The 23,283-nt window shown below is 59.8% G+C and carries 23 protein-coding genes and 1 tRNA gene; 6 read left to right on the forward strand and 18 right to left on the reverse strand.

All coding sequences use genetic code 11. From position 1 onward, the window contains the following. Positions 1-24: 24 nt before the first annotated feature. The 9 genes from tenA to Q1B40_RS10520 all read right to left on the reverse strand — a co-directional run bounded on the left by tenA (position 25) and on the right by Q1B40_RS10520 (position 8,049). A complete protein-coding gene (tenA, locus tag Q1B40_RS10480) occupies positions 25-687 on the reverse strand; it encodes a thiaminase II (protein WP_299813532.1) in 663 nt (220 codons plus the stop codon). A 42-nt stretch (positions 688-729) separates the two neighbouring features. Then, positions 730-1,107 (reverse strand): Fe-S cluster assembly scaffold SufA, encoded by a 378-nt coding sequence (gene sufA / locus Q1B40_RS10485; protein WP_299813535.1) that lies wholly within the window; start codon positions 1,105-1,107, stop codon positions 730-732. A 73-nt stretch (positions 1,108-1,180) separates the two neighbouring features. Continuing rightward, entirely contained in the window at positions 1,181-1,576 is a 396-nt protein-coding gene (locus Q1B40_RS10490; RefSeq protein WP_299813538.1) for an SUF system Fe-S cluster assembly protein, read from the reverse strand. Positions 1,577-1,589: 13 nt separating this feature from the next. Beyond that, positions 1,590-2,846 carry a cysteine desulfurase gene (locus Q1B40_RS10495; RefSeq protein ID WP_299813541.1) on the reverse strand — a complete coding sequence of 419 codons (1,257 nt, stop codon included), beginning with the start codon at positions 2,844-2,846 and terminating at the stop codon, positions 1,590-1,592. Positions 2,847-2,994: 148 nt separating this feature from the next. Then, positions 2,995-4,314 (reverse strand): Fe-S cluster assembly protein SufD, encoded by a 1,320-nt coding sequence (gene sufD / locus Q1B40_RS10500; RefSeq protein WP_299813544.1) that lies wholly within the window; start codon positions 4,312-4,314, stop codon positions 2,995-2,997. Between the two features lie 14 nt (positions 4,315-4,328). Further along, a complete protein-coding gene (sufC, locus tag Q1B40_RS10505; protein ID WP_299813548.1) occupies positions 4,329-5,084 on the reverse strand; it encodes a Fe-S cluster assembly ATPase SufC in 756 nt (251 codons plus the stop codon). Positions 5,085-5,114: 30 nt separating this feature from the next. Beyond that, the gene (locus Q1B40_RS10510; protein WP_299813551.1) at positions 5,115-5,252 is read right to left on the reverse strand and encodes a hypothetical protein; all 138 of its coding nucleotides are present in this window, start codon (positions 5,250-5,252) and stop codon (positions 5,115-5,117) included. 43 nt (positions 5,253-5,295) lie between these two features. After that, the gene (gene sufB, locus Q1B40_RS10515; protein WP_299813554.1) at positions 5,296-6,768 is read right to left on the reverse strand and encodes a Fe-S cluster assembly protein SufB; all 1,473 of its coding nucleotides are present in this window, start codon (positions 6,766-6,768) and stop codon (positions 5,296-5,298) included. A 111-nt stretch (positions 6,769-6,879) separates the two neighbouring features. Then, positions 6,880-8,049: a cysteine desulfurase family protein gene (locus Q1B40_RS10520; protein WP_299813557.1), complete on the reverse strand. Its 1,170-nt coding sequence runs from the start codon at positions 8,047-8,049 to the stop codon at positions 6,880-6,882. A gap of 298 nt (positions 8,050-8,347) precedes the next feature. Here Q1B40_RS10520 and Q1B40_RS10525 point away from each other — a divergent pair, with 298 nt between their 5' ends. Beyond that, on the forward strand, positions 8,348-9,016 hold the full coding sequence (locus Q1B40_RS10525) for an alpha/beta hydrolase (protein WP_299813559.1): 669 nt from the start codon (positions 8,348-8,350) through the stop codon (positions 9,014-9,016). Between the two features lie 121 nt (positions 9,017-9,137). Here the strand turns inward: Q1B40_RS10525 and Q1B40_RS10530 are convergent, their stop codons facing one another. Together Q1B40_RS10530 and Q1B40_RS10535 are read right to left on the reverse strand one after the other, a co-directional pair. Then, a complete protein-coding gene (locus Q1B40_RS10530) occupies positions 9,138-9,611 on the reverse strand; it encodes a DUF2155 domain-containing protein (RefSeq protein ID WP_299813562.1) in 474 nt (157 codons plus the stop codon). 183 nt (positions 9,612-9,794) lie between these two features. Further along, entirely contained in the window at positions 9,795-12,725 is a 2,931-nt protein-coding gene (locus tag Q1B40_RS10535; protein WP_299813565.1) for a valine--tRNA ligase, read from the reverse strand. Positions 12,726-12,985: 260 nt separating this feature from the next. Between Q1B40_RS10535 and Q1B40_RS10540 the strand changes: the two genes are divergently transcribed. Then, the gene (locus Q1B40_RS10540) at positions 12,986-13,411 is read left to right on the forward strand and encodes a DUF1284 domain-containing protein (RefSeq protein ID WP_299813568.1); all 426 of its coding nucleotides are present in this window, start codon (positions 12,986-12,988) and stop codon (positions 13,409-13,411) included. Positions 13,412-13,496: 85 nt separating this feature from the next. Here the strand turns inward: Q1B40_RS10540 and Q1B40_RS10545 are convergent, their stop codons facing one another. The 3 genes from Q1B40_RS10545 to Q1B40_RS10555 all read right to left on the reverse strand — a co-directional run bounded on the left by Q1B40_RS10545 (position 13,497) and on the right by Q1B40_RS10555 (position 16,904). Next, complete coding sequence (locus Q1B40_RS10545) at positions 13,497-14,252, reverse strand: PopZ family protein (protein WP_299813571.1); 756 nt, start codon at positions 14,250-14,252, stop codon at positions 13,497-13,499. Between the two features lie 285 nt (positions 14,253-14,537). After that, on the reverse strand, positions 14,538-15,929 hold the full coding sequence (locus tag Q1B40_RS10550; protein WP_299813574.1) for a TolC family outer membrane protein: 1,392 nt from the start codon (positions 15,927-15,929) through the stop codon (positions 14,538-14,540). 312 nt (positions 15,930-16,241) lie between these two features. Then, positions 16,242-16,904, reverse strand: a complete 663-nt coding sequence (locus Q1B40_RS10555; RefSeq protein WP_299813577.1) for a protein-L-isoaspartate O-methyltransferase — start codon at positions 16,902-16,904, stop codon at positions 16,242-16,244. A 249-nt stretch (positions 16,905-17,153) separates the two neighbouring features. On the opposite strand from Q1B40_RS10555, the gene Q1B40_RS10560 reads away from it, so the two are divergent. Together Q1B40_RS10560 and Q1B40_RS10565 are read left to right on the forward strand one after the other, a co-directional pair. Then, positions 17,154-17,227, forward strand: a tRNA-Cys gene (locus Q1B40_RS10560). Between the two features lie 210 nt (positions 17,228-17,437). Next, positions 17,438-18,568, forward strand: coding sequence for a carboxylate-amine ligase (locus Q1B40_RS10565; RefSeq protein ID WP_299813580.1), 1,131 nt, complete (start codon positions 17,438-17,440; stop codon positions 18,566-18,568). Positions 18,569-18,598: 30 nt separating this feature from the next. Here Q1B40_RS10565 and Q1B40_RS10570 read toward each other — a convergent pair whose 3' ends face one another. Further along, entirely contained in the window at positions 18,599-18,835 is a 237-nt protein-coding gene (locus Q1B40_RS10570; protein WP_299813583.1) for a hypothetical protein, read from the reverse strand. A gap of 187 nt (positions 18,836-19,022) precedes the next feature. On the opposite strand from Q1B40_RS10570, the gene cobD reads away from it, so the two are divergent. Both cobD and cbiB read left to right on the forward strand, forming a co-directional pair. Next, positions 19,023-20,024 (forward strand): threonine-phosphate decarboxylase CobD, encoded by a 1,002-nt coding sequence (cobD, locus tag Q1B40_RS10575; RefSeq protein WP_299813586.1) that lies wholly within the window; start codon positions 19,023-19,025, stop codon positions 20,022-20,024. Between the two features lie 9 nt (positions 20,025-20,033). After that, on the forward strand, positions 20,034-21,011 hold the full coding sequence (gene cbiB / locus Q1B40_RS10580) for an adenosylcobinamide-phosphate synthase CbiB (RefSeq protein WP_299813589.1): 978 nt from the start codon (positions 20,034-20,036) through the stop codon (positions 21,009-21,011). A gap of 11 nt (positions 21,012-21,022) precedes the next feature. Here cbiB and Q1B40_RS10585 read toward each other — a convergent pair whose 3' ends face one another. Genes Q1B40_RS10585 through Q1B40_RS10595 form a run of 3 tightly spaced genes read right to left on the reverse strand, consistent with a single transcriptional unit; the run spans position 21,023 to position 23,269 of the window. Then, positions 21,023-22,462 carry a cobyric acid synthase gene (locus tag Q1B40_RS10585; protein WP_299814896.1) on the reverse strand — a complete coding sequence of 480 codons (1,440 nt, stop codon included), beginning with the start codon at positions 22,460-22,462 and terminating at the stop codon, positions 21,023-21,025. Between the two features lie 22 nt (positions 22,463-22,484). Beyond that, complete coding sequence (locus Q1B40_RS10590) at positions 22,485-22,796, reverse strand: YrhK family protein (protein ID WP_299813592.1); 312 nt, start codon at positions 22,794-22,796, stop codon at positions 22,485-22,487. Between the two features lie 2 nt (positions 22,797-22,798). Then, positions 22,799-23,269, reverse strand: a complete 471-nt coding sequence (locus Q1B40_RS10595) for a GNAT family N-acetyltransferase (RefSeq protein ID WP_299813595.1) — start codon at positions 23,267-23,269, stop codon at positions 22,799-22,801. Positions 23,270-23,283 lie beyond the last annotated feature (14 nt).

Genomic DNA, 23,283 nt, shown 5'->3' on the forward strand with positions numbered 1-23,283 from the left:
ATCAGGCAAATTATCGAATAGCGTTCAGTTTCCGGCGTCGAGACCCATCTGCCAGAAATCGCTTTCCAGCCTGCAGGCTTTTTCAAATATCGACAGAACGCGCGGGTAGCGGTTTTCGGTCAATACCTGATCCGCTGTCCGGTCCAGCCAGCTGGTGAACTCCCTGGCGACTGTCTGGTAGGCGTCCCCGGCATATTCCCCGATCCACAGGCGATAAGGATTTTCGGCGTGATCCGCTCCGTCCGCGTGAAGGCGCGCGCCGATCTCCGCATAACCGATGACGCAGGGCGCAAGTGCCACCTGAAGATCTAGAAGATCACCGGACATGCCGGCATCCAGAACGAACCTGGTGTAGGCCATCGTCGGCGTGTCTTCTGGCGCCGTCTCGATATCGACCCTGGACATTCCCCAACTGCCGCACAGACCGACATGCAGATCCAGCTCCACGTCCAGAATCGCCTTAACGCCTTCCAGCGACTGGCGCATGTCATCAAGCGTCGGGCTCTTGTAAACGCCGAGCGCATATGCCCGGGCAAACTGGATGAGGAACAGGTAATCCTGCACCAGGTAATGCCGAAAGCATTCCTGCGGCAAGGAGGCGTCACCAAGCTGCCTTACGAAGTCGTGGTTCGTATAGGCTGCCCATTGTGGCGCCGCGTCGGCCTTGAGCCGTTCAAGCAGTGTCATGAAGGTCCATAAAGGTAATGGTGGATCATTCACCGGCCACGGTCAGCGGGCAGCGGCACTCTGGTCAGCGGCCTGAAGCGACACGGATTCGCCGCAGCCGCATGCGGAAACCTCATTCGGGTTCCTGAATACAAATCCGGACCGGAACTTGGTGACTTCGAAGTCCATCTCGGTTCCGAGCAGGAAAAGCACCGCAGACGGATCGACAAACAGCTTTGCGCCCTTGTCCTCAATCACGTCGTCCCCGGCTTTTGCCTCTTCCACGAGGTCCATCGTGTATTCCATGCCGGCACAGCCACCGGTCTTGATCCCGACACGCAAGCCAATCGCCTTTCCATCGGAATTCTCGACGAGTTCCGACACGCGCCCGGCGGCGGCAGCGGTCAGTGTCATAACCTGGAATTTTCCGGCGGAAGCCATTTCGTCCTCATTCAGTTCCGGGGTACCAAAACCTGATATAGGGTGTCAGCTTATCGGATAAAAGGTTGCCAACTCAATACCAGTTGAGAGCAACCTTGGCTTCGTCGGACATCCTGTCCGGTGTCCATGGCGGATCGAAGACCATATCGACGTTGACGGGACCGACACCGGCCACGGCCGAGACGGCATTTTCCACCCACCCCGGCATTTCTCCGGCGACCGGGCATCCCGGTGCGGTCAGCGTCATGTCGATATTGATCGACCGATCATCCTCGATATCGACCTTGTAGATCAGGCCGAGTTCGTAGATATCGCACGGAATTTCCGGATCGTAGACCGACTTCAGAGCGCCGACGATATCGCTCGTCAGCCTGTCGAGTTCATCGGCGGGAATGGCGCTTTTGGCCGAGACTTCAGTCTGCAGCTCTTCGCCATTCGCGGCGGTATCAATCGTGGTAGCGTTTTCCATTCTGGGTCCGTCCTTACCCGAAAAAACTCTGGGCCTTGATCAGCGCCTCGTAAAGCGCATCAACTTCGTCGCGGGTGTTATAAAGCCCGAAGCTTGCCCGACATGTAGAGGTCACACCGTATCTTGCCAAGAGCGGCTGAGCGCAATGGGTGCCGGCGCGAACCGCAACCCCTGCCCTGTCGATGATCGTCGCCACATCATGGGCATGAGCCCCCTTGATCTCAAAGGAAACAATAGCTCCTTTTCCAGGCGCATCGCCGAAGATTCTGAGGGAATTGATTTCCTTCAGTTTCTGATGTGCATAGTCCTTCAGATCCGCCTCGTGACGGGCGATATTCTCCCGGCCGAGCGCATCCATGTAATCGAGGGCCGCTCCCAGTCCGATCGCCTGGACGATCGGCGGGGTCCCCGCTTCAAAGCGATGCGGAGGATCATTATAGGTGATCACGTCTTCGGTGACATCCAGGATCATTTCGCCGCCGCCGTTGAACGGCCGCAGTGCCTTCAGCCTGTCGGGTTTGCCCCACAGGACGCCAATTCCGGATGGCCCGTAGACCTTGTGGCCCGTGAAGACGTAATAGTCGCAATCGATTTCCTGAACGTCGACCGGCAAATGCACGGCCGCCTGACTGCCGTCGACCAGCACCGGAATGCCGCGCTCATGGGCGATGCGGCAGACTTCCTTGACCGGAACCACGGTGCCAAGAACGTTGGACATATGCGTGATCGCCACCAGCCTGGTCTTGTCGCTGAGCGCATCCGCGAAGGCATCGAGGTCAAACGACCCGTCTTCGCGGACATAGACCCATTTCAGCTTTGCGCCATGGCGCTCGCGATGGAAATGCCAGGGTACGATGTTCGAGTGGTGCTCCATGATGGAAAGCACGATCTCTCCACCATCGGCGAAATAGTCCGGTCCAAGGCCATAGGAGACAAGGTTGATCGCTTCCGTCGTCGACTTGGTGAAGACGACCTCGTCAACGGATCCTGCATTGAGGAACCGGCGGACCTTCTCGCGGGCAGCCTCGTAATTGTCCGTCGCGGTGTTGGACAGGTAGTGCAGGCCACGGTGCACATTGGCATATTCATGCGAATACGCATTGGTGACCGCATCGATAACGGCCTGCGGCTTTTGCGCCGACGCCCCGTTGTCGAGATAGACCAGCGGCTTTCCATAGACTTCGCGCGCCAGGATCGGGAAATCCTTGCGGACCGTTTCGACATCGTAACCCGATGTCCGGGAGGTCTCGTGAGCGGTTGCAACCGACATGAGCCGCTGCTCCTTGTTTCCAGATCACCCTGTTCGCAACACCGTGGCCAGCCGCGGTGTCCGTTCCGTTCGTTTTCGGTCCCGGGCCTCGGGAAGCACATCCGGGTGAAACTCCGGACGCTCCTCCCCCAACCCGGGAACTATATGTCTAGTGGCCGGCGAGCCAGTCGCGCACCCGCGCTTCCAGGCCCTCGGTCACGTCGTCTTCGCCATATTCCTCGATTGCCTCGGCAAGGAAAGCGAGCACGAGAAGTGTTCTGGCCTCGTCTTCCGGAATACCGCGGGCGCGGAGGTAGAACAGCAGATCCTCGTCAATCTGTCCGCTGGTTGCGCCATGCGCGCAAATAACGTCGTCCGCGAAGATCTCCAGCTCCGGCTTGTTGGCCATTTCTGCATCCTCGGAGAGAAGCAGCGCCTGGGTCATCATTTCGCCGTCGGTTTTCTGGGCATGCTGGGCAACATTGATGCGCCCCTGGTAGACACCCTTCGCCCGGCCGTCGAGAACCGTCTTGAAGAATTCGCGGCTGTTGCAGTGAGGAACCGCATGATCGACGATCAGTGTCTGATCCGCCAGATCCTCATCGCGCGCCATGGTGACACCGTAAATCCCGGCATTGGAATTCTCGCCCGCAAAATTGATGAACTGCTGGTTGCGGATAAAACGCGGGCCGGCAATAAATCCGAGAGATTTGAATTCCGCTTGCGCGCCGATGGTGGCAATCGAGGTGAACAGCCTGGCGGCATCCGACTGTCCGACGATCAGCCGTGTCGCCACAAGCGACGCCGTATCGGCAACGTCGTAGTCGAAGACAATGTTGATTTCGCCGTTACCGGTTTCGCCGGCGAAGGTCTCCAGGAGGCGCAGTTTCGCACCCTTTGCGACGCTGATCCTGCTGCGGCTGATCTGCCCGCCGGCCGAAGCCGCCACGTGTACCAATTCGACAGGCCTTGAGATTTCAGCGCCTTCTTTCACCTTCACGACCACGCCCCCCTGAACGAAAGCCGTGTTCAGGGCCAGGACGCCGTCATTGGCCGCAGACTTCGGCGAGGCGAGCAGCTGTGCGCCGTGCTCGCCGGCAAGTTCGTCGGTCAGGCTGGTAACGCTCACGCCTTCGCCTGCGAGCGCCTCGAGATCGGAAAGCCCGGGAAGAAAGGCGCCATTGGCAACGACGATCCGGTAGCGTTCAAGCTCACCAAAGGCATCCTGGCCACCCAGAATGGCTTTGACAGCGCTTTCATCGGCGGCGGCGGCCAATGGAGCGGCCGACTTCATGAAGGCGCGCAGATCGGTGTATTTGTATTCCTCGACACGCCGGTGCGGCAAACCCTTGTCGCGGATCTGGCTGACAGCGGCTTCCCTGAGGGCCGTGACAGCCACGGAACCGCTCAAGGCGCCCTTGGCGGCCTCGAAGCGGTCGATCAGATCGCTTTCAGCCTGCGTGTGTTTGATGGGGACGCTTGCATTCATTTCGCGTTGCTCCCTCAAGCTGCGGCGTCGACGTAGTCGGCGTAACCGTTCTTTTCCAGCTCAAGCGCCAGATCCTTGTCGCCGGTCTTGACGATCCTGCCCTTCGACAGGACATGCACGACATCGGGCACGATGTGATCCAGCAGACGCTGGTAGTGGGTGATGACCACCATGGCCCGGTCCGGACCGCGCAGCTTGTTGACACCGTCAGAGACGATACGCAGCGCATCGATGTCGAGACCGGAGTCTGTTTCGTCCAGCACGCAGAGTCTCGGCTCCAGCAGAGACATCTGCAGGATTTCGGCGCGCTTCTTCTCGCCGCCGGAAAAACCGACATTGAGCGGGCGCTTCAGCATGTCCATGGACACGTTGAGATGACCCGCAGCTTCCTTGACCCGCTTCATGAAGTCGGGAATGGAAAGCTGGGCTTCACCGCGCGCCTTGCGCTGTGCGTTCATCGCCGTTTTCAGGAATTCCATGGTGGCGACACCCGGGATCTCGATCGGGTACTGAAACGCCAGGAACATGCCCGCGGCTGCGCGCTCGTCCGGAGACATGTCCAGCATGTTCTGGCCGTCGAAAAGCACTTCGCCCTCGGTGACCTCGTAATCGTCCTTGCCGGCGAGAACATAGGACAGGGTCGACTTGCCGGAACCGTTCGGTCCCATGATGGCATGCACTTCGCCCGCCTTGACGGTCAGATTGACGCCGCGCAGGATTTCCGTTTCGTCTTCCGCGATGCGGGCGTGCAGATTTTTGATCTCAAGCATTGAGATGTTTCCTCACTTTTTCGCTCTGCTTCATCGAGCCCAGAACACGAACAGTTCCAACACCTCAACGAAACGAGCAAACCAACTGTTTTCGACGCGTTCCTTCAGATAGCGATGCTTCTTTTTCGCTTCGTAAGGGTCGCTGTCATTTGAATTCCGATCTGGCATTCAGGTGTCCCAATCGGAAGGTTTTCTAGTTCCAAAATTCTCGTTACCCAACGGATCCTTCCAGGCTGATCGAGATCAGCTTCTGCGCCTCGACAGCGAATTCCATCGGCAGCTGCTGGATGACGTCCTTGACGAAACCGTTGACGATCAGCGCCACGGCTTCTTCCTCGGTCAGTCCACGCTGCAGGCAATAGAACATCTGGTCGTCCGAGATCTTCGAGGTGGTCGCCTCGTGCTCGAACTGGGCCGATGCGTTCTTGCTCTCGATGTAGGGCACCGTGTGGGCGCCGCAGTCCTGCCCGATAAGCAGCGAATCGCACTGAGTGAAGTTGCGAGCGTTCGACGCCTTGCGATGTGCCGAAACCAGACCGCGATAGGTGTTCTGCGACTTGCCGGCGGAAATGCCCTTGGAAATGATCCGGCTGGAGGAGTTCTTGCCCAGGTGGATCATCTTCGTGCCACTGTCGATCTGCTGATAGCCGTTGGCCACCGCGATCGAATAGAATTCGCCGCGGGAATTCTCGCCGCGCAGGATGCAGGACGGGTATTTCCAGGTGATCGCCGAACCGGTTTCCACCTGGGTCCAGGAGATCTTGGAATTCTTGCCGCGGCAATCGCCCCGCTTGGTGACGAAGTTGTAGATGCCGCCCTTGCCTTCCTTGTCGCCCGGGAACCAGTTCTGGACGGTGGAATACTTGATTTCGGCATCGTCAAGGGCGACCAGCTCGACAACGGCCGCGTGCAACTGGTTTTCATCGCGCTGCGGAGCCGTGCAGCCTTCCAGATAGGACACATATGCGCCCTTTTCCGCGATGATCAGCGTGCGTTCGAACTGACCGGTATTCTGTTCATTGATGCGGAAGTAGGTCGACAATTCCATCGGGCAGCGTACGCCCTCGGGAACATAGACGAACGAACCGTCGGAAAAGACGGCCGAGTTCAGGGTCGCATAATAGTTGTCCGTGACCGGAACAACCGAGCCCAGATATTTCTTCACCAGGTCCGGATACTCGCGCAAGGCTTCGGAGATGGAACAAAAAATGACGCCGGCCTTCTTGAGTTCTTCCTTGAAGGTGGTCACCACGGACACGGAATCGAACACCGCATCGACCGCGACGCGGTTCTTCGGTTCCACACCCGCGAGGACTTCCTGCTCGCGAAGCGGGATACCGAGTTTCTCGTAGGTGGCCAGAAGCTCCGGATCGACTTCATCGAGGCTTTTCGGGCCTTCGACGGACTTCGGCGACGCCCAGTAATAAAGCTCGTCAAAATCGATTTTCGGATAGGAAACGCGTGCCCAGTCCGGCTCTTCCATCTGCATGAAACGGCGCAGCGCATCCAGACGCCACTCGGTCATCCATTCCGGTTCGTTCTTCTTGGCTGACAGAAAACGGACGGTCTCTTCGGAGAGCCCTTTGGCGCCTCTTTCGGAATCGATGTCCGTCACGAAGCCGTATTTATACTGGTCGACATCGATGGCTTTCACCCTGTCGATGGTTTCCTGTACAGCTGGCATACCTTGCCTCCATTCAGCGGGCGTCTTGCCCGCAACTCAAACATTCATGCAGATGGACTGTGACATTCATCTGCTGTTTTCCACCGGCGGGGAAACCGCCGAATTCCAGTTTCAGGCCGCCCTGTGGCGTGCCTGCGGGTTGAGCCGTTCGACAATGCGCGGCCAGAGCTCCAGAACCCTGTCGATCTCGGCCTGAGAAGTGTTCCAGCCCATGCTGATGCGAAGCGCACAGCGGGCGAGGTCTTCCCCGACACCCATTGCCGTCAGAACATGCGACACCGACACTTTTCCCGAAGAACATGCGGATCCGGACGAAAGGGATACGTTCTCCAGATCGAACGAGATCAACGCAGTTTCCGCCGGAACACCCGTGACGGCGAAACAGCTCGTATTTTCCAGGCGATCCGCAGCTTCTCCGAAGATGACCGTTGCCGGACAAACGTTTCGCAACCCGGTCTCGAGCCTGGCTTTCATCTCTGCGAGATGGCGTGTCCGTGACAAATCGTCAAGAGCAGCTTCTGCCGCAGCACCAAATCCGGCAATCGCCGCGACATTTTCCGTACCGCCCCGCCGCCAGTTTTCCTGTCCGCCGCCGACCATCAGGGGCGATGGCCCCCGCGCGGTGGACCGGATAACAACAGCACCGATGCCCTGCGGCCCGCCGAATTTATGGGCCGACAAGGAAACCGCATCCGCCTGCCAGGCGTCCATGTCGATCTTCATCCGGCCGGCGGCCTGAACCGCGTCCACATGAAAGAAATGGCCGTATTTCGCGGCAAGCGCACCAATTTCCGCAAGCGGCTGGAGCACGCCGGTCTCGTTGTTGGCGGCCATGACCGAGATCAGCCCCGGATTGGCATCCTTCACGGCATCTTCCAGTGCTTCGAGCCTGAGGCGGCCGTCCGGATCGACGGCAACCACGATCTGGTCCGCAGTCGCAAACCGTCCGCCGGTCGTAACCGAAGGATGCTCGACAGCACTCAGGAAGAGCTTGTCGAGATACACAGGCGCGCCCCTGTCCTGCCAGACAGGCGACAATGCGGTCATGTTCGCTTCGGTGCCGCCTGAAACGAAGGTAACAGCCCTGCTGCCGGAGCCGCAAAGACGGGCGACCTTCTCTCTGGCGGCTTCTATCCTGCCGCGCGCCGTGCGACCGTGGCCATGGACGGAAGAAGCATTTCCGGCGTCTTCAAGCGCCTCGATCATCACCTCGCGCGCAGCGGTTCGCAGGGGTGCGCCCGCGTTGTAGTCGAGGTAGATCGGATCGAATTGGCGCTGCATGACACCTTTTAAGCCTGAAACGGTGCTAGGTTAGGGTCGAAAAATCGCTTATACATCAGACACATGTTCGAAAAACTTGAAATTTTCCGCTGTGATGACGATAACAGCCCCCAACCGGTCGAACCGAGTGTCGTCTGCAACTGAGTTGGCGGTGCGAACTTTCGAATAATTCTAAACAAGGTTCTAGAAACTCGGAACCAAAGAGTCAAGTTTAGTCTTACGGGAAATCACGTAACAAGACTCTGAAAATCCAGCGCCGGAAACCCGGCGCGACAATTTGACAAGGACATAACGCTTCATGCCCGAAGTGATCTTCAACGGTCCCGCAGGCCGGCTCGAGGGCCGGTTCCATCCAGCCAAAAAGCGGAACGCCCCCATCGCTCTGGTTCTGCACCTGCATCCCCAGTTCGGCGGCACGATGAACAACCAGATTGTTTATCAGATGTACTACATGTTCGCCCGGCGCGGATTTGCCGTTTTGCGCTTCAATTTCCGCGGCGTCGGCCGTTCCCAGGGGACTTTCGATCACGGTCAGGGCGAGTTGTCAGATGCCGCTGCCGCTCTCGACTGGGTACAGACCGTCCATACGGACGCGCGCGCCTGCTGGATCGCCGGCTTTTCCTTCGGTGCCTGGATCGGCATGCAGTTGCTCATGCGCCGCCCGGAAGTGGAAGGCTTCATCTCCGTTGCCCCGCCCGCGAATCTGCATGACTTCTCCTTCCTTGCCCCCTGCCCGTCCTCCGGCCTGATCATCCACGGCGACAACGACAAGGTCGTGCCGCAGAAGGATGTCCAGACACTGGTCGACAAGCTGAAGACGCAAAAGGGAATCGTCATCGATCATGAGACCATTCCGGGTGCCAACCATTTCTTTGAAAACGATCTGGATGAGCTGATGGAGCGCTGCGGCACCTATGTCGATGGCCGCCTCGGGTTGACCCCGGAGGATTACCTCAACGTCGACTGATTTCCCAAAACTGCTAAGCCCGCTGTTTCAGCGGGCTTTTTTTGTTTGGTCGGAGGAATGATGGCAGGGCTGGAATTTTCCATCCTTGCCACGGATACAAAAAACGTCCGGGTCTGTCGATCTAACCCTGGAAGGGTTTCGGTTTGGGTATCCCCGGTCCGCTGTCGACCCCGTCATCGGGACCGGCCAGGGGATCTTCCCCTTCCGCGACGACGCCCTTGATCGGCGGACCGCTGTAGTCTTCCGGCGGCGGTACGGTCGACGCGAGTTTGCAGTCGGTCAGCCAGATGTCGTAGACGGGATGCTCCACAGCATGGAGCCCGGGGCTCGCCGCATACATCCAGCCGGAAAAGATCCGCCGCACTTCATTGTTGAGCGTGATTTCGTCCACCTGAACGAAGCCTGTCGTCAATGGAGATTCGGTTTGGGGACGCGTGTGGCAGACCCGCGGGGTCACCTGCAGGGCACCGAATTGCACCGTTTCACCGATATAGACATCGAAGGAAATGATACGGCCGGTGATCTTGTCGAGGCCGGAAAAGACGGCAACGGGATTCTCGATTTTTTCCGCATATGCGGTCGCTGTCACCGCCATCACGGCAGCCACCGCAACACCCAGCCTCTTCACAGTGCGAATTGCCGCTCTCATAGTCTCACACAAGTCAGCCATCAACCTCATACAGATTCCATGCCGCCAGAGCACATCGAAGTTCCCGCTAACACCGAATTGCGGCCCGGAAAAGACAAGCTCTCATTTCCCGGACCGCCTGTTTCTCGTTCAGCCGATTTCGGCGAGCCGCTTCTGGGCGATCCGGACGTTGCCCAGTTTCTCGCCCGCCTCGGCCGCCTTTTCGCGCTCGCCCTCGACAACCTCGTCCGGAGCCTTTTCGACGAACTTGGGGTTGGAGAGCTTTTTCTCGATCCTGGAGATCTCTGACTCCAGCTTGCCGGCTTCCTTGTCGAGACGCGCCTTTTCCGCTCCGAGGTCGATCACGCCGGCCAGGGGCAGGCATACCGTCGCCTCGCCGACGATCAGCTGTGCCGAACCGGCCGGGGCGGCGTCCGCAAGGTCAACGGTTTCGGCGCGCGCAAGGCGCAGGATGGCCGACTTGTGCGTATCCAGGCGAGCCCGGGTCTGGTCGTTCGCTCCGACGACGACGACGGACACCTTGGCGCCGGCCGGAACGTTCATCTCGGCGCGGACAGACCTGATCTCGGAAATCAGGGAGACCAGCCAGTTGATCTCGGCGGCGGCCGCTTCGTCGGAAATCCGCGCTTCCGGCCAGGAACTCAGCATCAGCAATTTGCCGGCACCGGAACCGCCCTCGCCGAGCCGTTCCCAGAGTTCTTCCGTCAGGAACGGCATGAACGGATGCAGGACCTTGAGGATTTCGTCCATGGCCCAGGCAGCCGTCGCCCTGGTTTCCGCCTTCGCGGCCTCGTCCTCTCCGTTGAAGACCGGCTTGGCGAGTTCCAGGAACCAGTCGCAGAATGTGTTCCAGGTGAACCGGTAGACGGCGCCGGCCGCGTCGTTGAAGCGGTAGTCCGAAAGCGCCGCGGTCACCTCGGAGATGCATCTCCCGGTTTCCGTGGCGATCCAGCGGTTCAGCGTATGCGCCGTCGTGGCGGGATCGAAGCCTTCCACACGGGCGCAGCCGTTCATTTCGGCGAAGCGGGCCGCATTCCAGAGCTTGGTTGCGAAGCGCTGGCCGCCTTCGGCCGCTTGGTCGGACATCCGCAACGTCCGGCGCGACTGGACCTCCTGGCTGGCAAGCGCAAACCGGGTTGCATCCGCACCGTAGCTGTCGATCAGGTCGAGTGGGTCGAGAACGTTGCCGAGAGATTTCGACATCTTCTTCCCGTTCTTGTCGACCACGATCGAGTTGATGTAGACGGTGTGGAACGGCACCTCGTGCATGAAGTGGATGCCCTGCATCATCATGCGGGCAACCCAGAAGAAGATGATGTCGAATCCCGTGATCAGGACATCGGTCTTGTAATAGCGCTCCAGCTCCGGCGTCTTGTTCGGCCAGCCGAGGGTGGAAAACGGCCAGAGCGCGGACGAAAACCAGGTGTCCAGGACATCCTCGTCCCTGGTCAGGGCCTTGCCTCCGGCCTTCGCAATCGCCTCTTCCTCGGTCTGCGCGCAATATTCGTTGCCGTCTTCATCATACCAGACCGGGATCTGGTGCCCCCACCAGAGCTGGCGGGAAATGCACCAGGGCTGGATGTCGTTCAGCCAGTTGTAATAGGTCTTGTCCCAGTTGCCCGGTACGAATTTGGTGTCGCCGTCCTTAACCGCCTTCAGGGCCGGTGCAGCGAGCGTCTTGGCATCGACGAACCATTGGTCGGTCAGCATGGGCTCGATGACAACCTTCGAACGGTCGCCATAGGGCTGCATGATCTTCTTGGATTCGACCAGCGGCAGCTCGGACGGCGCCTCGGCATCGTCCTCGAGCGGACGGACGATCGCCCGGCCCAGCGGATGCCATTCCGGCGCCTGTCCCTTCATCCAGGCCACTTCCGGATGGTCCGCCGGGACCATGACCGCAAGACCTTCGGCGGTGATCTGCTCGATGACGCGCTTGCGCGCCTCATAGCGGTCCAGGCCGCGCAGGTCGTCCGGCACGATGTTGATGAGGTCGATCTCGTTGATCGTCATCTCGGCGCCGTCAAGGATCGCCTGCGCCTTGGCGGCTTCCTCCTCATAGGGCGCACCGTCCGCGCGCAACGCTCCCGTCGTATCCATCAGACGATACATCGGAATCTTGTTGCGCTGCGCGACGCCATAATCGTTGAAGTCATGCGCACCGGTGATCTTGACCGCGCCGGAACCGAATTCCGGATCGGGATATTCATCGGTGATGATCGGGATCAGGCGCCGCTGGGCCTTCGGGCCGACCGGGATCTCGCACAGCTTGCCGATGATCGACCGGTAGCGCTCGTCACCCGGATGAACGGCGACCGCGCCATCGCCGAGCATGGTCTCCGGGCGCGTCGTGGCGATGGAGATGTAGTCGCGGGTCTCGCGCAGGATGACGTTTCCGTCCTCGTCCTTCTCGACATATTCGTAGGTTTCGCCGCCGGCCAGCGGATACTTGAAGTGCCACATGTGACCGTCGGTCTCGATGTTCTCGACTTCCAGATCCGAAATCGCGGTCTCGAACTTCGGGTCCCAGTTCACGAGGCGCTTGGACTTGTAGATCAGGCCTTCATTGTAGAGATCGACGAAAACCTTCAGGACCGCAGCCGAAAGGTTTGGCGACATGGTGAACTCGGTCCGGCTCCAGTCGCAGGAGGCCCCGAGACGCTTCAGCTGGCCGAGGATCGTCCCCTCGGATTTGCGCTTCTGCTCCCAGACCCGCTCGACGAAAGCCTCGCGTCCCATCTCTCGGCGACCGGGCTGCTGGTTCTCTATCAGTTCGCGCTCGACGACCATCTGCGTCGCGATGCCCGCGTGATCGGTCCCCGGCTGCCACAGAACGTCAAAGCCCTGCATGCGCTTCCAGCGGATCAGGATGTCCTGAAGCGTGTTGTTGAGAGCGTGCCCCATGTGAAGCGAACCGGTCACGTTCGGCGGCGGAATTACGATAGTGAAGGCAGGTGCCCCCTCCTTTGAACCGGCCCCGGCCTTGAAGGCTTCGGCCTTTTCCCAGGTTTCGTAAATCCGCGGCTCAACGCTGGCCGCGTCGTAGGTCTTATCCAGCATCAGGGTCACTCAATGGGAGGATGAATCTCGGTATTCGTGAGCCATCGTGTAAATCGGATGCGTCGGCGCAAGTCAACCGGGTAAACCCGTGAAACCATCGGTGAACCCTCACAGCAAGCCACGAAATCACTTCTTTGCATGTCGGTTTGCATGTCCGGGCAGGTTTCGGCCATGGTCCCGGGAAGGTTCGGAGCATGCGAATTCCTGCCACCCGCAAATCCCGGCTTGGGTAGCCTCCGGTTTCCTGTAATAAGGTCTCCATGACTGTCTCGCTGCGCCCGCATCACCTTCTCTGCCTGCTGACTTATCTCGGCAAAGGTTACACGGTGGATTTCGTGCGCAACTACGACCGGATCGTCGAGAGGCTGAACACCGGCGAACCGCTGCGGCTCGTCAGCGGTCCGGATGACATCTGCCGGCCGATGCTCAAGGAAGAGACCTGTCACTGCCACAACAGCAGCGTCGTCGAGAGAGACCGGCTTGCGGCCGCCGAGATCGGCGAGGTTCTGGGTTGCGAAGTCGAAACCGGAGGGAGCTTGCCGCTGAGCAGACGCCGGGTCGATGATCTCAGGAAAGCCTTTCAGGCCGGATCGATCCGCTCCGCCTGCGCAGGCTGCGAATGGCGCCGGCTCTGCAGCGCCATTGCGCGAGACGGCTTCGAGGAGTGCCGACTGACGGCTTCCTGATCGGAGCGTCCCGATTGGGGCACAGCCGCCAAGTGCGACGTGTGCTTTCTGGAAGGTGCAGGAGACCCTGGTTGCCTGCCGGAACTCAGCGGCGGCGCGTAAGGCGCTGGATTTCCTTTTGAACCATCTGCTCCACCATCGGAGGCAGGTTCTGGTCCAGCCAGGCTTTCAGCATCGGACGCAGCATGTCCTTGACGAGTTCCTCGACGGTCAGCGCCTGGGAGCCCACAAACATGTTGGTCAGATTGTCGAGAGCCGCGTGAACCGCTTCCCCGGTGTTGTCCGACGTCAGCGGAGCCTCGCTGGCAACGGGAGGCAGGTCGTCGGGGATCGGCGTTGTGGCGATTGCCGGAGCAGGTTCTGGCGCGGGTTCCAGCTCCTCGGGTTCGGCAAACGACACATCGCTTTCCGGGCTGTCGAAATCCTCTGCAAGACCATCCACCATTTCCAACGGTTCTTCGTCGGGAACAGCGAGCTCTTCCGTCAATTCAAGGACATCTTCTTCAATTTCGTCGGGGACGGGCTCGGCTTCAACTTCAACCTCAGCCTCAGCTTCGGCATCGGCCTCCATGGCTGCAGCCATGTCGTCCAGATCTTCGTCTTCAGCAATATCTTCAACGTCGCTGTCCATGTCGAACAGCTTGTCGAGATCATCCTGGGACATCTCGGAGGCATCGCCCATATCGTTAGCCGCCTCTTCTGCAACCGGTGTTTCAATTTCTTCGCTGACATCGGCCTCGCCTGTGTCAGCACCCTGGGAGTCCTCGTCGGATATGATCCGGCGGATCGATGCGAGGATCTCCTCCATCGACGGCTCTTCAGCCTTTTTCGCCTGTGCCATGACTTCCCCCGTACTTTTCGGCTACGCGACGGAACACCCAGTTATATCTGAATGATTCGTTAACCGGAATTATGCGGGTCAACCAGAAACGCGCAAAGCGAGCGCACTGCCAACAAACGTCTTTTCCCCTTTTTAGTAGGAAAATACTGGTACGCAGTGGAACCATGTTGGTCATTTCAGGTCAACATGGGTCAATTTACCGATATTTTCACCGGCAAAGCAAAAAAGCAGCCGCAGATTATCGATCTGCAGCTGCCATCGTGAAGTACAGAAGTTACTTTGATCTTACCGTCCGTCAGGTGTACGCCAGCCATACCACTGGTCGCGCACCGCCTTGTAGTGCTTTGACGGATCGTAACGCGCCACGCTGAGGCTGAGGGAGTCGGCATCAAGACGGCCAACGGCGGCAACCAGCTGGTAGCCGCCGATGATGCGGTTCCTTTGCGCGGTTACCAGATTGGACTGCTGGCTTACCAGCTCCCGCTGTGCATCGAGAACGTCCAGGGTCGTTCTCTGGCCGACACGCTGCTCCTCGATCACACCTTCCAGGGCAAGTTGCTGAGCTTCAACGGCGGCCTGTGCCGCGACAATCGATGCTTCGGCCGCCTGATAGTTCCCCCAGGCGGAAATAACGTTGGCACGGACCTGGTCGCGGGTGACATCCAGCAGCAGCCGGGTCTGGCCCAGATCTTCCTTCGCCTGCCGTATCTGCGAGGACACGCTGCCCCCCTGATAAAGAGGAATGCTGACGTTTCCGAAAATCTGTGCGTTGTCGCTGAGATCCGTGCTGGAGGAAGGGTTCCATGTGCGGGTGAAGCTGCCGTCCAGGGTCACCTGGGGCATCAATTCGCCTTCGAGAGACTTGATGTTGAAAACCGCCGCATCGACCTGGTGCTGCGCCTGGCGGATCAGCGGCTGCATGGTTTCACTGGCCTGAAGCGCTTCGTCCAGAGACTTTGGCACATAACGGCTGATCGTCGTGTCGGCAGACAGCTTGTTGGCCTCGACACCGATAACCTGCCGGTAAACGGCACGGCTTGTGTTCAGGTTCGCAAGCGCCGTGTTCAGGCTTGCACGGGCTTCGGCTGCACGGGCTTCCGCCTGGCTGACATCCGTGCGGGTGCCTTCACCCACGTCAAACCGATCCCTGGCGGCGCGGACCTGCTCCTGAAGGAACTTCAGGTCACTGCGCTGCAGCGATACAAGCGCGGTGTCGCGGATCACATCGACATAGGCACTGGCCGCATCAAGGAGCGTGTCCTGCTCGGTCGCCATCAGGCTTTCGCGTTGGGCGCGAACAAGCGATTCTGCCTGACGGGTTGAATTGACCGTCTTGAATCCGTTGAAAACAATCTGGCTGATCGAAAGCGAAATCGACGAGTTGTTGTAGTAGGACTTGGAGCCGTCAACGTCCGAACCTATCCGTCCGGCTGAACCGGAAGCCGTGATCGTCGGGCGCCAGCCGGACAACGCCTGCGGAACGCCTTCGTCAACGCTGCGCAACTGCGCGCGGGCGGCGTTCAGGGAAGGGTTGTTGGTGTAAGCCAGAGCCAGTGCATCTGCTATGGATTCAGCATGTGCAGTCGAATAGGCCGCCCCGGTCAATGCGCTGGCGGAGACGCCCCCCAACAGACCCAACGCGATGGCCACTACTTTCAAAGTTGAACGACCAAACACTCCACACTCCTTCCGGACCAACCATCTCGATTAAGTTGAGTAAACTGATGAGTGTTTTTCTTCAACCGTTCGAACCGGATAAATTTGGAAAATATACGAGTGCGGCTTCTGGGCAACAAGTTTCTGCCTGGTGCGGGCAGACTGGTATTTTGCAATCAAATGGCCCCGCCGCAAGCAGCCGGGACCAATCGTATTTTTACAGAACTCGCTGAAAGCCGGGAAAGCCCCTTTTTTCGAAGCGATCGGGCATATTGCCCGCACTCATCGAAGCACATCATATGTCCGGCTGCCATCGCCGGGCGCAGTGTCTCCTCAGAATACAAAATCTTTGGTTTTTTCGAATCCCGGCAAGGGACTGACGGCAGCATTGAAACCGAAACGGCTGCTGACCGCATTTCCGGATCTCTGGTAAAGCTTTGCAGCCCCGGCACCGCCTCGGCCTTCGATAACCGCAAGGCGGCCATCGGGTTTCAACTGGTCCGTCAGGGCCACAGGCAGAACGTCGACAGCACCGTCCACAAGGATCACGTCGTACGGACCTTCGCTGGCGTAGCCTTTCACCAGCGGTCCTTCCACGACAACCGCGTTTTCGATTCCCAGATCGACAAGAACTTCGGTCGCGGTCCTGGCAAGATCGGCGTTTTCTTCCAGCGCGACAACGGACGCTGCGAGGTTCGACACAACCGCGGCGCTGTAACCGGTTCCAGCACCGACCACCAGCACGACATCGTTTTCCCGAATTTCGGCGAGCTGCACGAGCTTGCCGAAGATATGCGGTTTCATGAGCACCCTGCCCGTTTCGCCGCTGCCGATCGGAAGATCCTCATCGATATAGGCCACGACCTTTTTCGAGGCCGGCACGAAGCGCTCCCGAGGGATAAGTTCCATCGCATCAAGGATCCGGTGATCGGTCACATCGTTGGTGCGCAGCTGGTTGTCCACCATCTTGCGGCGGGACTGGCTAAAGTCCGTCATATCGGCCCTCACTTTGACTTGCCGGGCATCCGGCGCCTCTTGAGAAACGTTCATTAACGAGGCGGAGGCTGCCTGACAAGCATCTCCTGCATCGCTTCGGCGGAAGTCCCCGGTTTCTGCCGGGTTTTCGTTACCGGTAGACTGAAAATCGGCAATCCCTCCTTGCAGTGGTGGAAATCCGTAATGCCCCTAATTCAGGACTTGACCAAATCGTGCAACTGTTTGATAAGGCGCGACACACCACCCTGGGGCCCTGTGGCGGAGTGGTTACGCAGTGGATTGCAAATCCATGCACACCGGTTCGATTCCGGTCGGGGCCTCCATTTTCCCGCTTTCCTGATCTCCTGTCTGCGTGCGTTCCCGACAACGGGATCACTCACCGCTCTGTGAGGGATTGTGGTCGTTTCCTCATCCTCACGATAGCGTCTCCGCGCAGGAAACCTTAAGTGGACGGTAGCGGGTGATGTCCTTCCGATCCCATCCGCATTTCTCCTGCCTTGACGCGGCGCGCGCGAAACCGGGATGCTCATCCAATGAACGAGCCCAGTTTCAGCATCGGCGTCGAAGAGGAATATCTTCTTGTCGACACGGCAACACGGGACCTGGCGAGATCCCCGCCGGCGGAGCTGTTCACGGCCTGTGAAACGGCGCTGAAGGACCAGGTCAGCCCGGAATTCCTGAAGTGTCAGATCGAGGTCGGCACACCGGTCTGCGAGACCCTGGCGGAGGTGCGCAGCGAACTTGCCGGTTTCCGCCGGACCGTCGCGCGCGAAGCGGCCGTCTTTGGCCTGGCTCCCATCGCCGCATCCACGCATCCCTTTGCCGAATGGACCGACCAGGCGCATACCGACAAGAAGCGCTATAATGAAATTGCCAAAAGCCTGCAGGTCGTCGCCAAGCGCATGGTGATCTGCGGCATGCATGTGCATGTGGGGATAGAAGACGAGGAATTGCGGATCGAGCTGTTCAACCAGCTTGCCTATTTCCTGCCCCATCTGCTGGCACTGAGCACCTCATCCCCCTTCTGGCGCGGCCGCCAGACAGGGCTGAAGTCGTATCGGCTATCGGTTTTCAATGAGATGCCCAGAACTGGCCTGCCACCGGCATTCGAAAGCAATTCCGACTACCGGCATACGGTCGATATACTCATCCGTGCCGGTGTCCTTGAGGATGCGACCAAGATCTGGTGGGACATGCGGCCGTCGGATCGCTTTCCCACACTGGAAATGCGGATCACGGACGTCTGCCCGCTGCTGGACGATGCCGTTGCCATCGCCGCCCTCTACCGGTGCCTGTGCCGCATGCTCTACAGGCTGCGCCGGGCCAATCTGGGCTGGCGGCGCTATTCCCGGTTCCTGCTGGCTGAAAACCGCTGGCAGGCGCAAAGATACGGCACAGCGGCCAGGCTGATCGATTTCGGCCGCAACGAAACCTCCCCCTTCGAGGCGATGGTCGGCGAGCTTGTCGACCTGGTGATGCCGGATGCGGTCCACTTCGGATGCGAGCAGGAGCTGGAGCATATCCGCACCATTGCCTCCAGAGGCACATCCGCGGACAGACAGCTGGCCCTGGCGGAAGGCGTTGCAGAAGATGCCACCGTTCCTCAGGACATGCTCGACAGGATCGTCGATCATCTGGTGCGTGAAACGCAGTCAGGCCTGTAACAATCTGCGCTCATGGGCCGCCCTGCTACCTCACGACCGACGGGTGGGTGTTCCATGCGCCTTCAGATGGAAATAATCCTCCGCCCCCGTCAGAACGAGCGCAAATTCATCGATTTCGCAAATCAGCGCATCGGCGGATCGCGACAGTCCGGATCTGGGCCGCAGGCACCGCTTCGCCTCGACAAGCGTGCCCCTCGCCTCGCCCAGGACCTCCAGGACCGTGGCCCTGTCGAAATCGTTCGGCGGTCGGCTGCGGCCAGTGGTCATATTAAACTCCGAGCATGGTTCGAGGCACTTGTTCCTGTTTTGTTCTTTTCTGATTTCGGGCCGGTTCTGTCAATCGGCAGATCTGACAAGACCGTGTCGTTTCCGCCGGTGACCTTGTCTGCCAAATCGGATAAGCCTCTCAAAAAGATCACTCCGTTGGCCTGCACGGCCATGAAAGGACAATTCCATGGAGCATGGCGGGGATCTGACCCTGGCGATGGAACGCTTTGGCGGCATGCGGGAGGACTGGCTGGACCTGTCGACCGGCATCAATCCGTACAGCTATCCGCTGCAGCGGACCATGTCCGCCGGCGCCTGGACGGCTCTGCCGGAGAAGGCCGCGGAGGAACGATTGATTGCCGCTGCCCGGCACGCCTACAAGGTGCCGGAGCATCTGGGTCTTGTCGCCGCGCCGGGCACACAGATCCTGCTTTCGCTGCTGCCCCTGGCATTGCCGGACGGTCCCGTCGCCCTCGTCTCCCCCACCTATTCCAGCCACAAGGCAGTATGGACGCGCGAAAACCGGCCGCCGGTCGAAATCTCCAGCATCCACGCCGTCCCGGCGGACGCGAAGATCGCCGTGCTGGTCAACCCGAACAACCCGGATGGACGCCTGGTGGATGTCAGGAGCCTGCTGGACATTGCCCGCGCCCTGACGGCACGCGGCGGATACCTGGTCATCGACGAGGCGTTCGCCGACGTCGTTCCGGGCGGCAGCATCCTGCTGCATCTTGGCGACGAGAACGTTCTGGTCCTCAGGTCCTTCGGCAAGTTCTTCGGTCTCGCGGGCCTGCGGCTCGGCTTTCTTGCCGGCAACACAGCAATTACCGCCAAGGTGTCCGGCCTGCTGGAAAGCTGGAGCCTCAGCGGCCCGGCGCTGGAAATCGGCGCTGCCGCGCTACGGGACGACGCCTTTCGGCAGAGCATGACCCATCGGCTTGCCGAGGACATGGCCGACCTCACCCTGACGCTCTCGGAAGCCGGCTTGAGCGTTTTCGGGGGGACGACGCTCTTCGCGCTTGCCGGCCTTCGGGATGCCAAAGCGCTTCACGAGGCCCTTGCACGCCGCCACATCTGGACACGGGTGTTCGACTATGCGCCCACATGGATCCGCTTCGGCCTGCCCGGCGGCCCCGCGAATCTTGAGCGCCTCTCGCAAGCCCTTGCCGATGCGCAAAAAGACATTTAACCAGCAATCATGCTGATTTATGAAAACACGCTCTGGGTGTTGCTGGCGGCGTTGTTGCTCGATGCGGTGATCGGCGATCCAGCCTGGCTGTGGAAGCGGCTCCCCCATCCTGTGGTGTGGATCGGCAAGCTGATTGCCGTCTTCGACAAGCACTTCAACAAGACGGCCCATGAGCCCTTCGTCCGCAAACTCGGCGGTGTCCTGACCCTGTTTTTCCTGGTGGCGGGCAGTCTCCTGATCGGCGCCGGTATCCATGCACTGGCCGCGAGCCTACCGCTCGGAGAAATCTTTACCGTGGTGATCGCCGCTGTTTTCATCGCGCTCAACAGCCTCTACCGGCATGTTGCAGCCGTGCGCGACGGCCTTCAGACCGGCGGCCTTGAAGGCGGCAGGAAGGCCGTTTCGATGATCGTCGGACGGGACCCGAAACAGCTCGACGAAGCTGGTGTCTCGCGGGCGGCGATCGAATCCTGTGCGGAGAATTTCTCCGACGGGGTGGTCGCGCCGGTGGTCTGGTTCGCCGTGCTCGGCCTGCCGGGCCTGATCGCCTACAAGGCGGTCAACACTGCGGACAGCATGATCGGCCACAAGAACGAGGTTTACGCGGATTTCGGCTGGGCCTCCGCAAGGTTCGACGACCTCATCAATCTGCCTGCCTCGCGGCTTTCCGCCCTTTTTATCGCGCTGGCGGCACCGCTTGCACGTGGTTCGATCCGCACGAGTGTCCGGTGTGCGCTGGACGATGCCGGAAAACACCGCTCTCCCAATGCCGGCTGGCCGGAAGCGGCGATGGCCGGGGCACTGAACCTCTCCCTCGCAGGTCCGAGGATCTATCCCGGCTACACGGTCAACGACCGCTTCCTGAATGCAGCCGGGCGCAGAGATGCATCGGCGGCCGATATTTCCAGAGCGCTTGCGATCATGCTGGGGGCATTCGCATTGCAGACGGTTTTCGTTGCTGTCCTTGCGGTCCTGTTCGCGCTGTAGAGAGCATCCGGCTATTCGTCCCGCGCAATCTGCAGCACTTTTTCCACGTCCAGTGCCTTTTCCAGATGGGCCGCAAGATCGCCGAGGATCCGGTCTATACTGCGGTCATAGGCAACACCCGAGCTTGCTCCGAAGTCCGACAGATAGGTGGTGCGGAAGGCATCGTTCGTGAAGAGGCCGTGGACATAGGTTCCGGACACGAGACCATCGGCGGAGACAGCACCGTCCGGAACGTTTTCCGCGAGCTTCATCATCGGCCTGCCGCAGTCCGGTCCGTTTGTTCGCCCGACATGGATCTCGTAGCCAGAGACCGGCGCGCCGCTGGCAACATGCGTGCCGGTTGCCGGGACTGTCGATTTCTCCGGCGTCAACACGGTTTCCACGTTCAAGAACCCGAGCCCCTCGACCGCGCCGGGCGCGCCTTCGATGCCGTCCGGATCGGAAATCGTCCTGCCGAGCATCTGGAAACCGCCGCAAATGCCGAGAATGTGGCCGCCTCGCCGGTGATGGGCCTTCAGATCGATATCCCAGCCCTGGGCACGGAAAAACGCCAGGTCGCCGATGGTCGACTTCGAGCCGGGCAGCAACACGACATCCGCATCCCCCGGCAAAGGGTTGCCGGGCTGGATCAACTCGAGCACGACACCCGGTTCCAGGCGCAAGGGATCGAGGTCATCGAAATTGGCGATCCGGGAGGTCACCGGCACAACAATCTTCATGCCGTCGCGGCCAAACCCGTCAGCCAGACCGAGCGCATCTTCCGCCGGAAGTCTGGCTGCATCGGCGAACCAGGGAATGACGCCCAGCCCCGGCCAACCGGTCCGCGCCTCGATCTCCCGCATGCCCTCTTCGAACAGGTTGGGGTCCCCCCGAAAGCGGTTGATGAAAAACCCCCGGATGCGCTGCTGCTCCTGCTGTTTCAGAACCGCGTGGGTTCCGACAACGGAGGCAATCACGCCACCACGGTCGATGTCGGCACACAGCAGAACCGGCAGACCGGCGGCTTCGGCAAAGCCCATGTTGGCAATGTCACCGGCTCTCAGATTGATTTCCGCAGGACTTCCAGCGCCCTCCACGATCACCAGATCCGCTTCTGAGGATGTGATTGAGAAACTCTCCATAACCTTTGGAAGAAGTTCTGCTTTCTGCTTTCCGTACTCCCGTGCCCGCAAGGTGCCGAAACGCTTTCCCTGTACGATCACCTGGGCGCCCGTGTCCGTTTCCGGTTTCAGCAGGACGGGATTCATGTGGACAGACGTTTCCACGCGGCACCCCAGCGCCTGCAACGCCTGAGCACGGCCTATCTCACCGCCGTCCGCAGTCACCGCCGCGTTGTTGGACATGTTCTGCGGCTTGAACGGACGCACGGCAAGGCCGCGGTCGGCAAACAGGCGGCACAGGCCGGCCACGATCAGGCTCTTGCCCACATTGGAGCCCGTGCCCTGGATCATGATGGCCGGTGTTTTCACCTGCTTACCCGTCACCACGGGAACTTTCGTCCCGGGCGGCTCCGTAAGGGCGGAATTCATCCGGCACCGGCAGATTGGCCAGACGCAGTTCGAGCAACAGGCGGATGGAAGGCCGGACGGCGAAAAGAACCGAACCGACAAGAAACAGCCAGGTTCCCGCGTAGACCAGGCTTTCGTAAAAAAAGAAGATACTTCCGACGACAAACGCCAGCGCCGCCAGAAACTCGACGAGCGTTCGATAAAGCTCATACCGGCGGACGATTTCCGCGTGATCTTTCGATGCCGTTCGGCTTCGGATGTCAAAAAGTCTGCCCATGTTCATTCCAACACCTTTTCGAATCTCCGGAAGGTCATCCCCCTTCGAGTCTCGATCTCACTTGTCTCGGCGTATCCGAGCGACTGGTAGAACCTCCTGGCCGTTTCCGTGCTTTTCAGGCGGATCCTGTCCAGGCCCCGGTCGCGGAAATAGTCCTCGAGGGTCCGCATGAGCATCTTGCTGATCCCCGTGCAGCGGACATCGGGCAGGACATAATTCAAAAGCACTTCCCCATCCGGTGATCCCATTGCCACGCCAAGAACCTTGCGGTCCGGATCGACGGCGGTGAAAACACCGCCCTGTCCGTGTATCCAGCTTTCGATATTCGCCGCCGTCTTGTTCTTAAGCCAGGGCTCGTATTTTGCCGGGTCATTGTCGTGATCGGCCGTGCAGAGTTCCAGGATCGAGCGGCGGAGCAGCGTTGCTATTTCATGAGAGTCGGCGCTGCTGGCAGCGATAATCGTAAAAGGCATATGTCCTCGGTTCG

Origin of the sequence: uncultured Roseibium sp. (assembly GCF_947496995.1) — a bacterium.
Taxonomy (GTDB): Bacteria; Pseudomonadota; Alphaproteobacteria; order Rhizobiales; family Stappiaceae; genus Roseibium.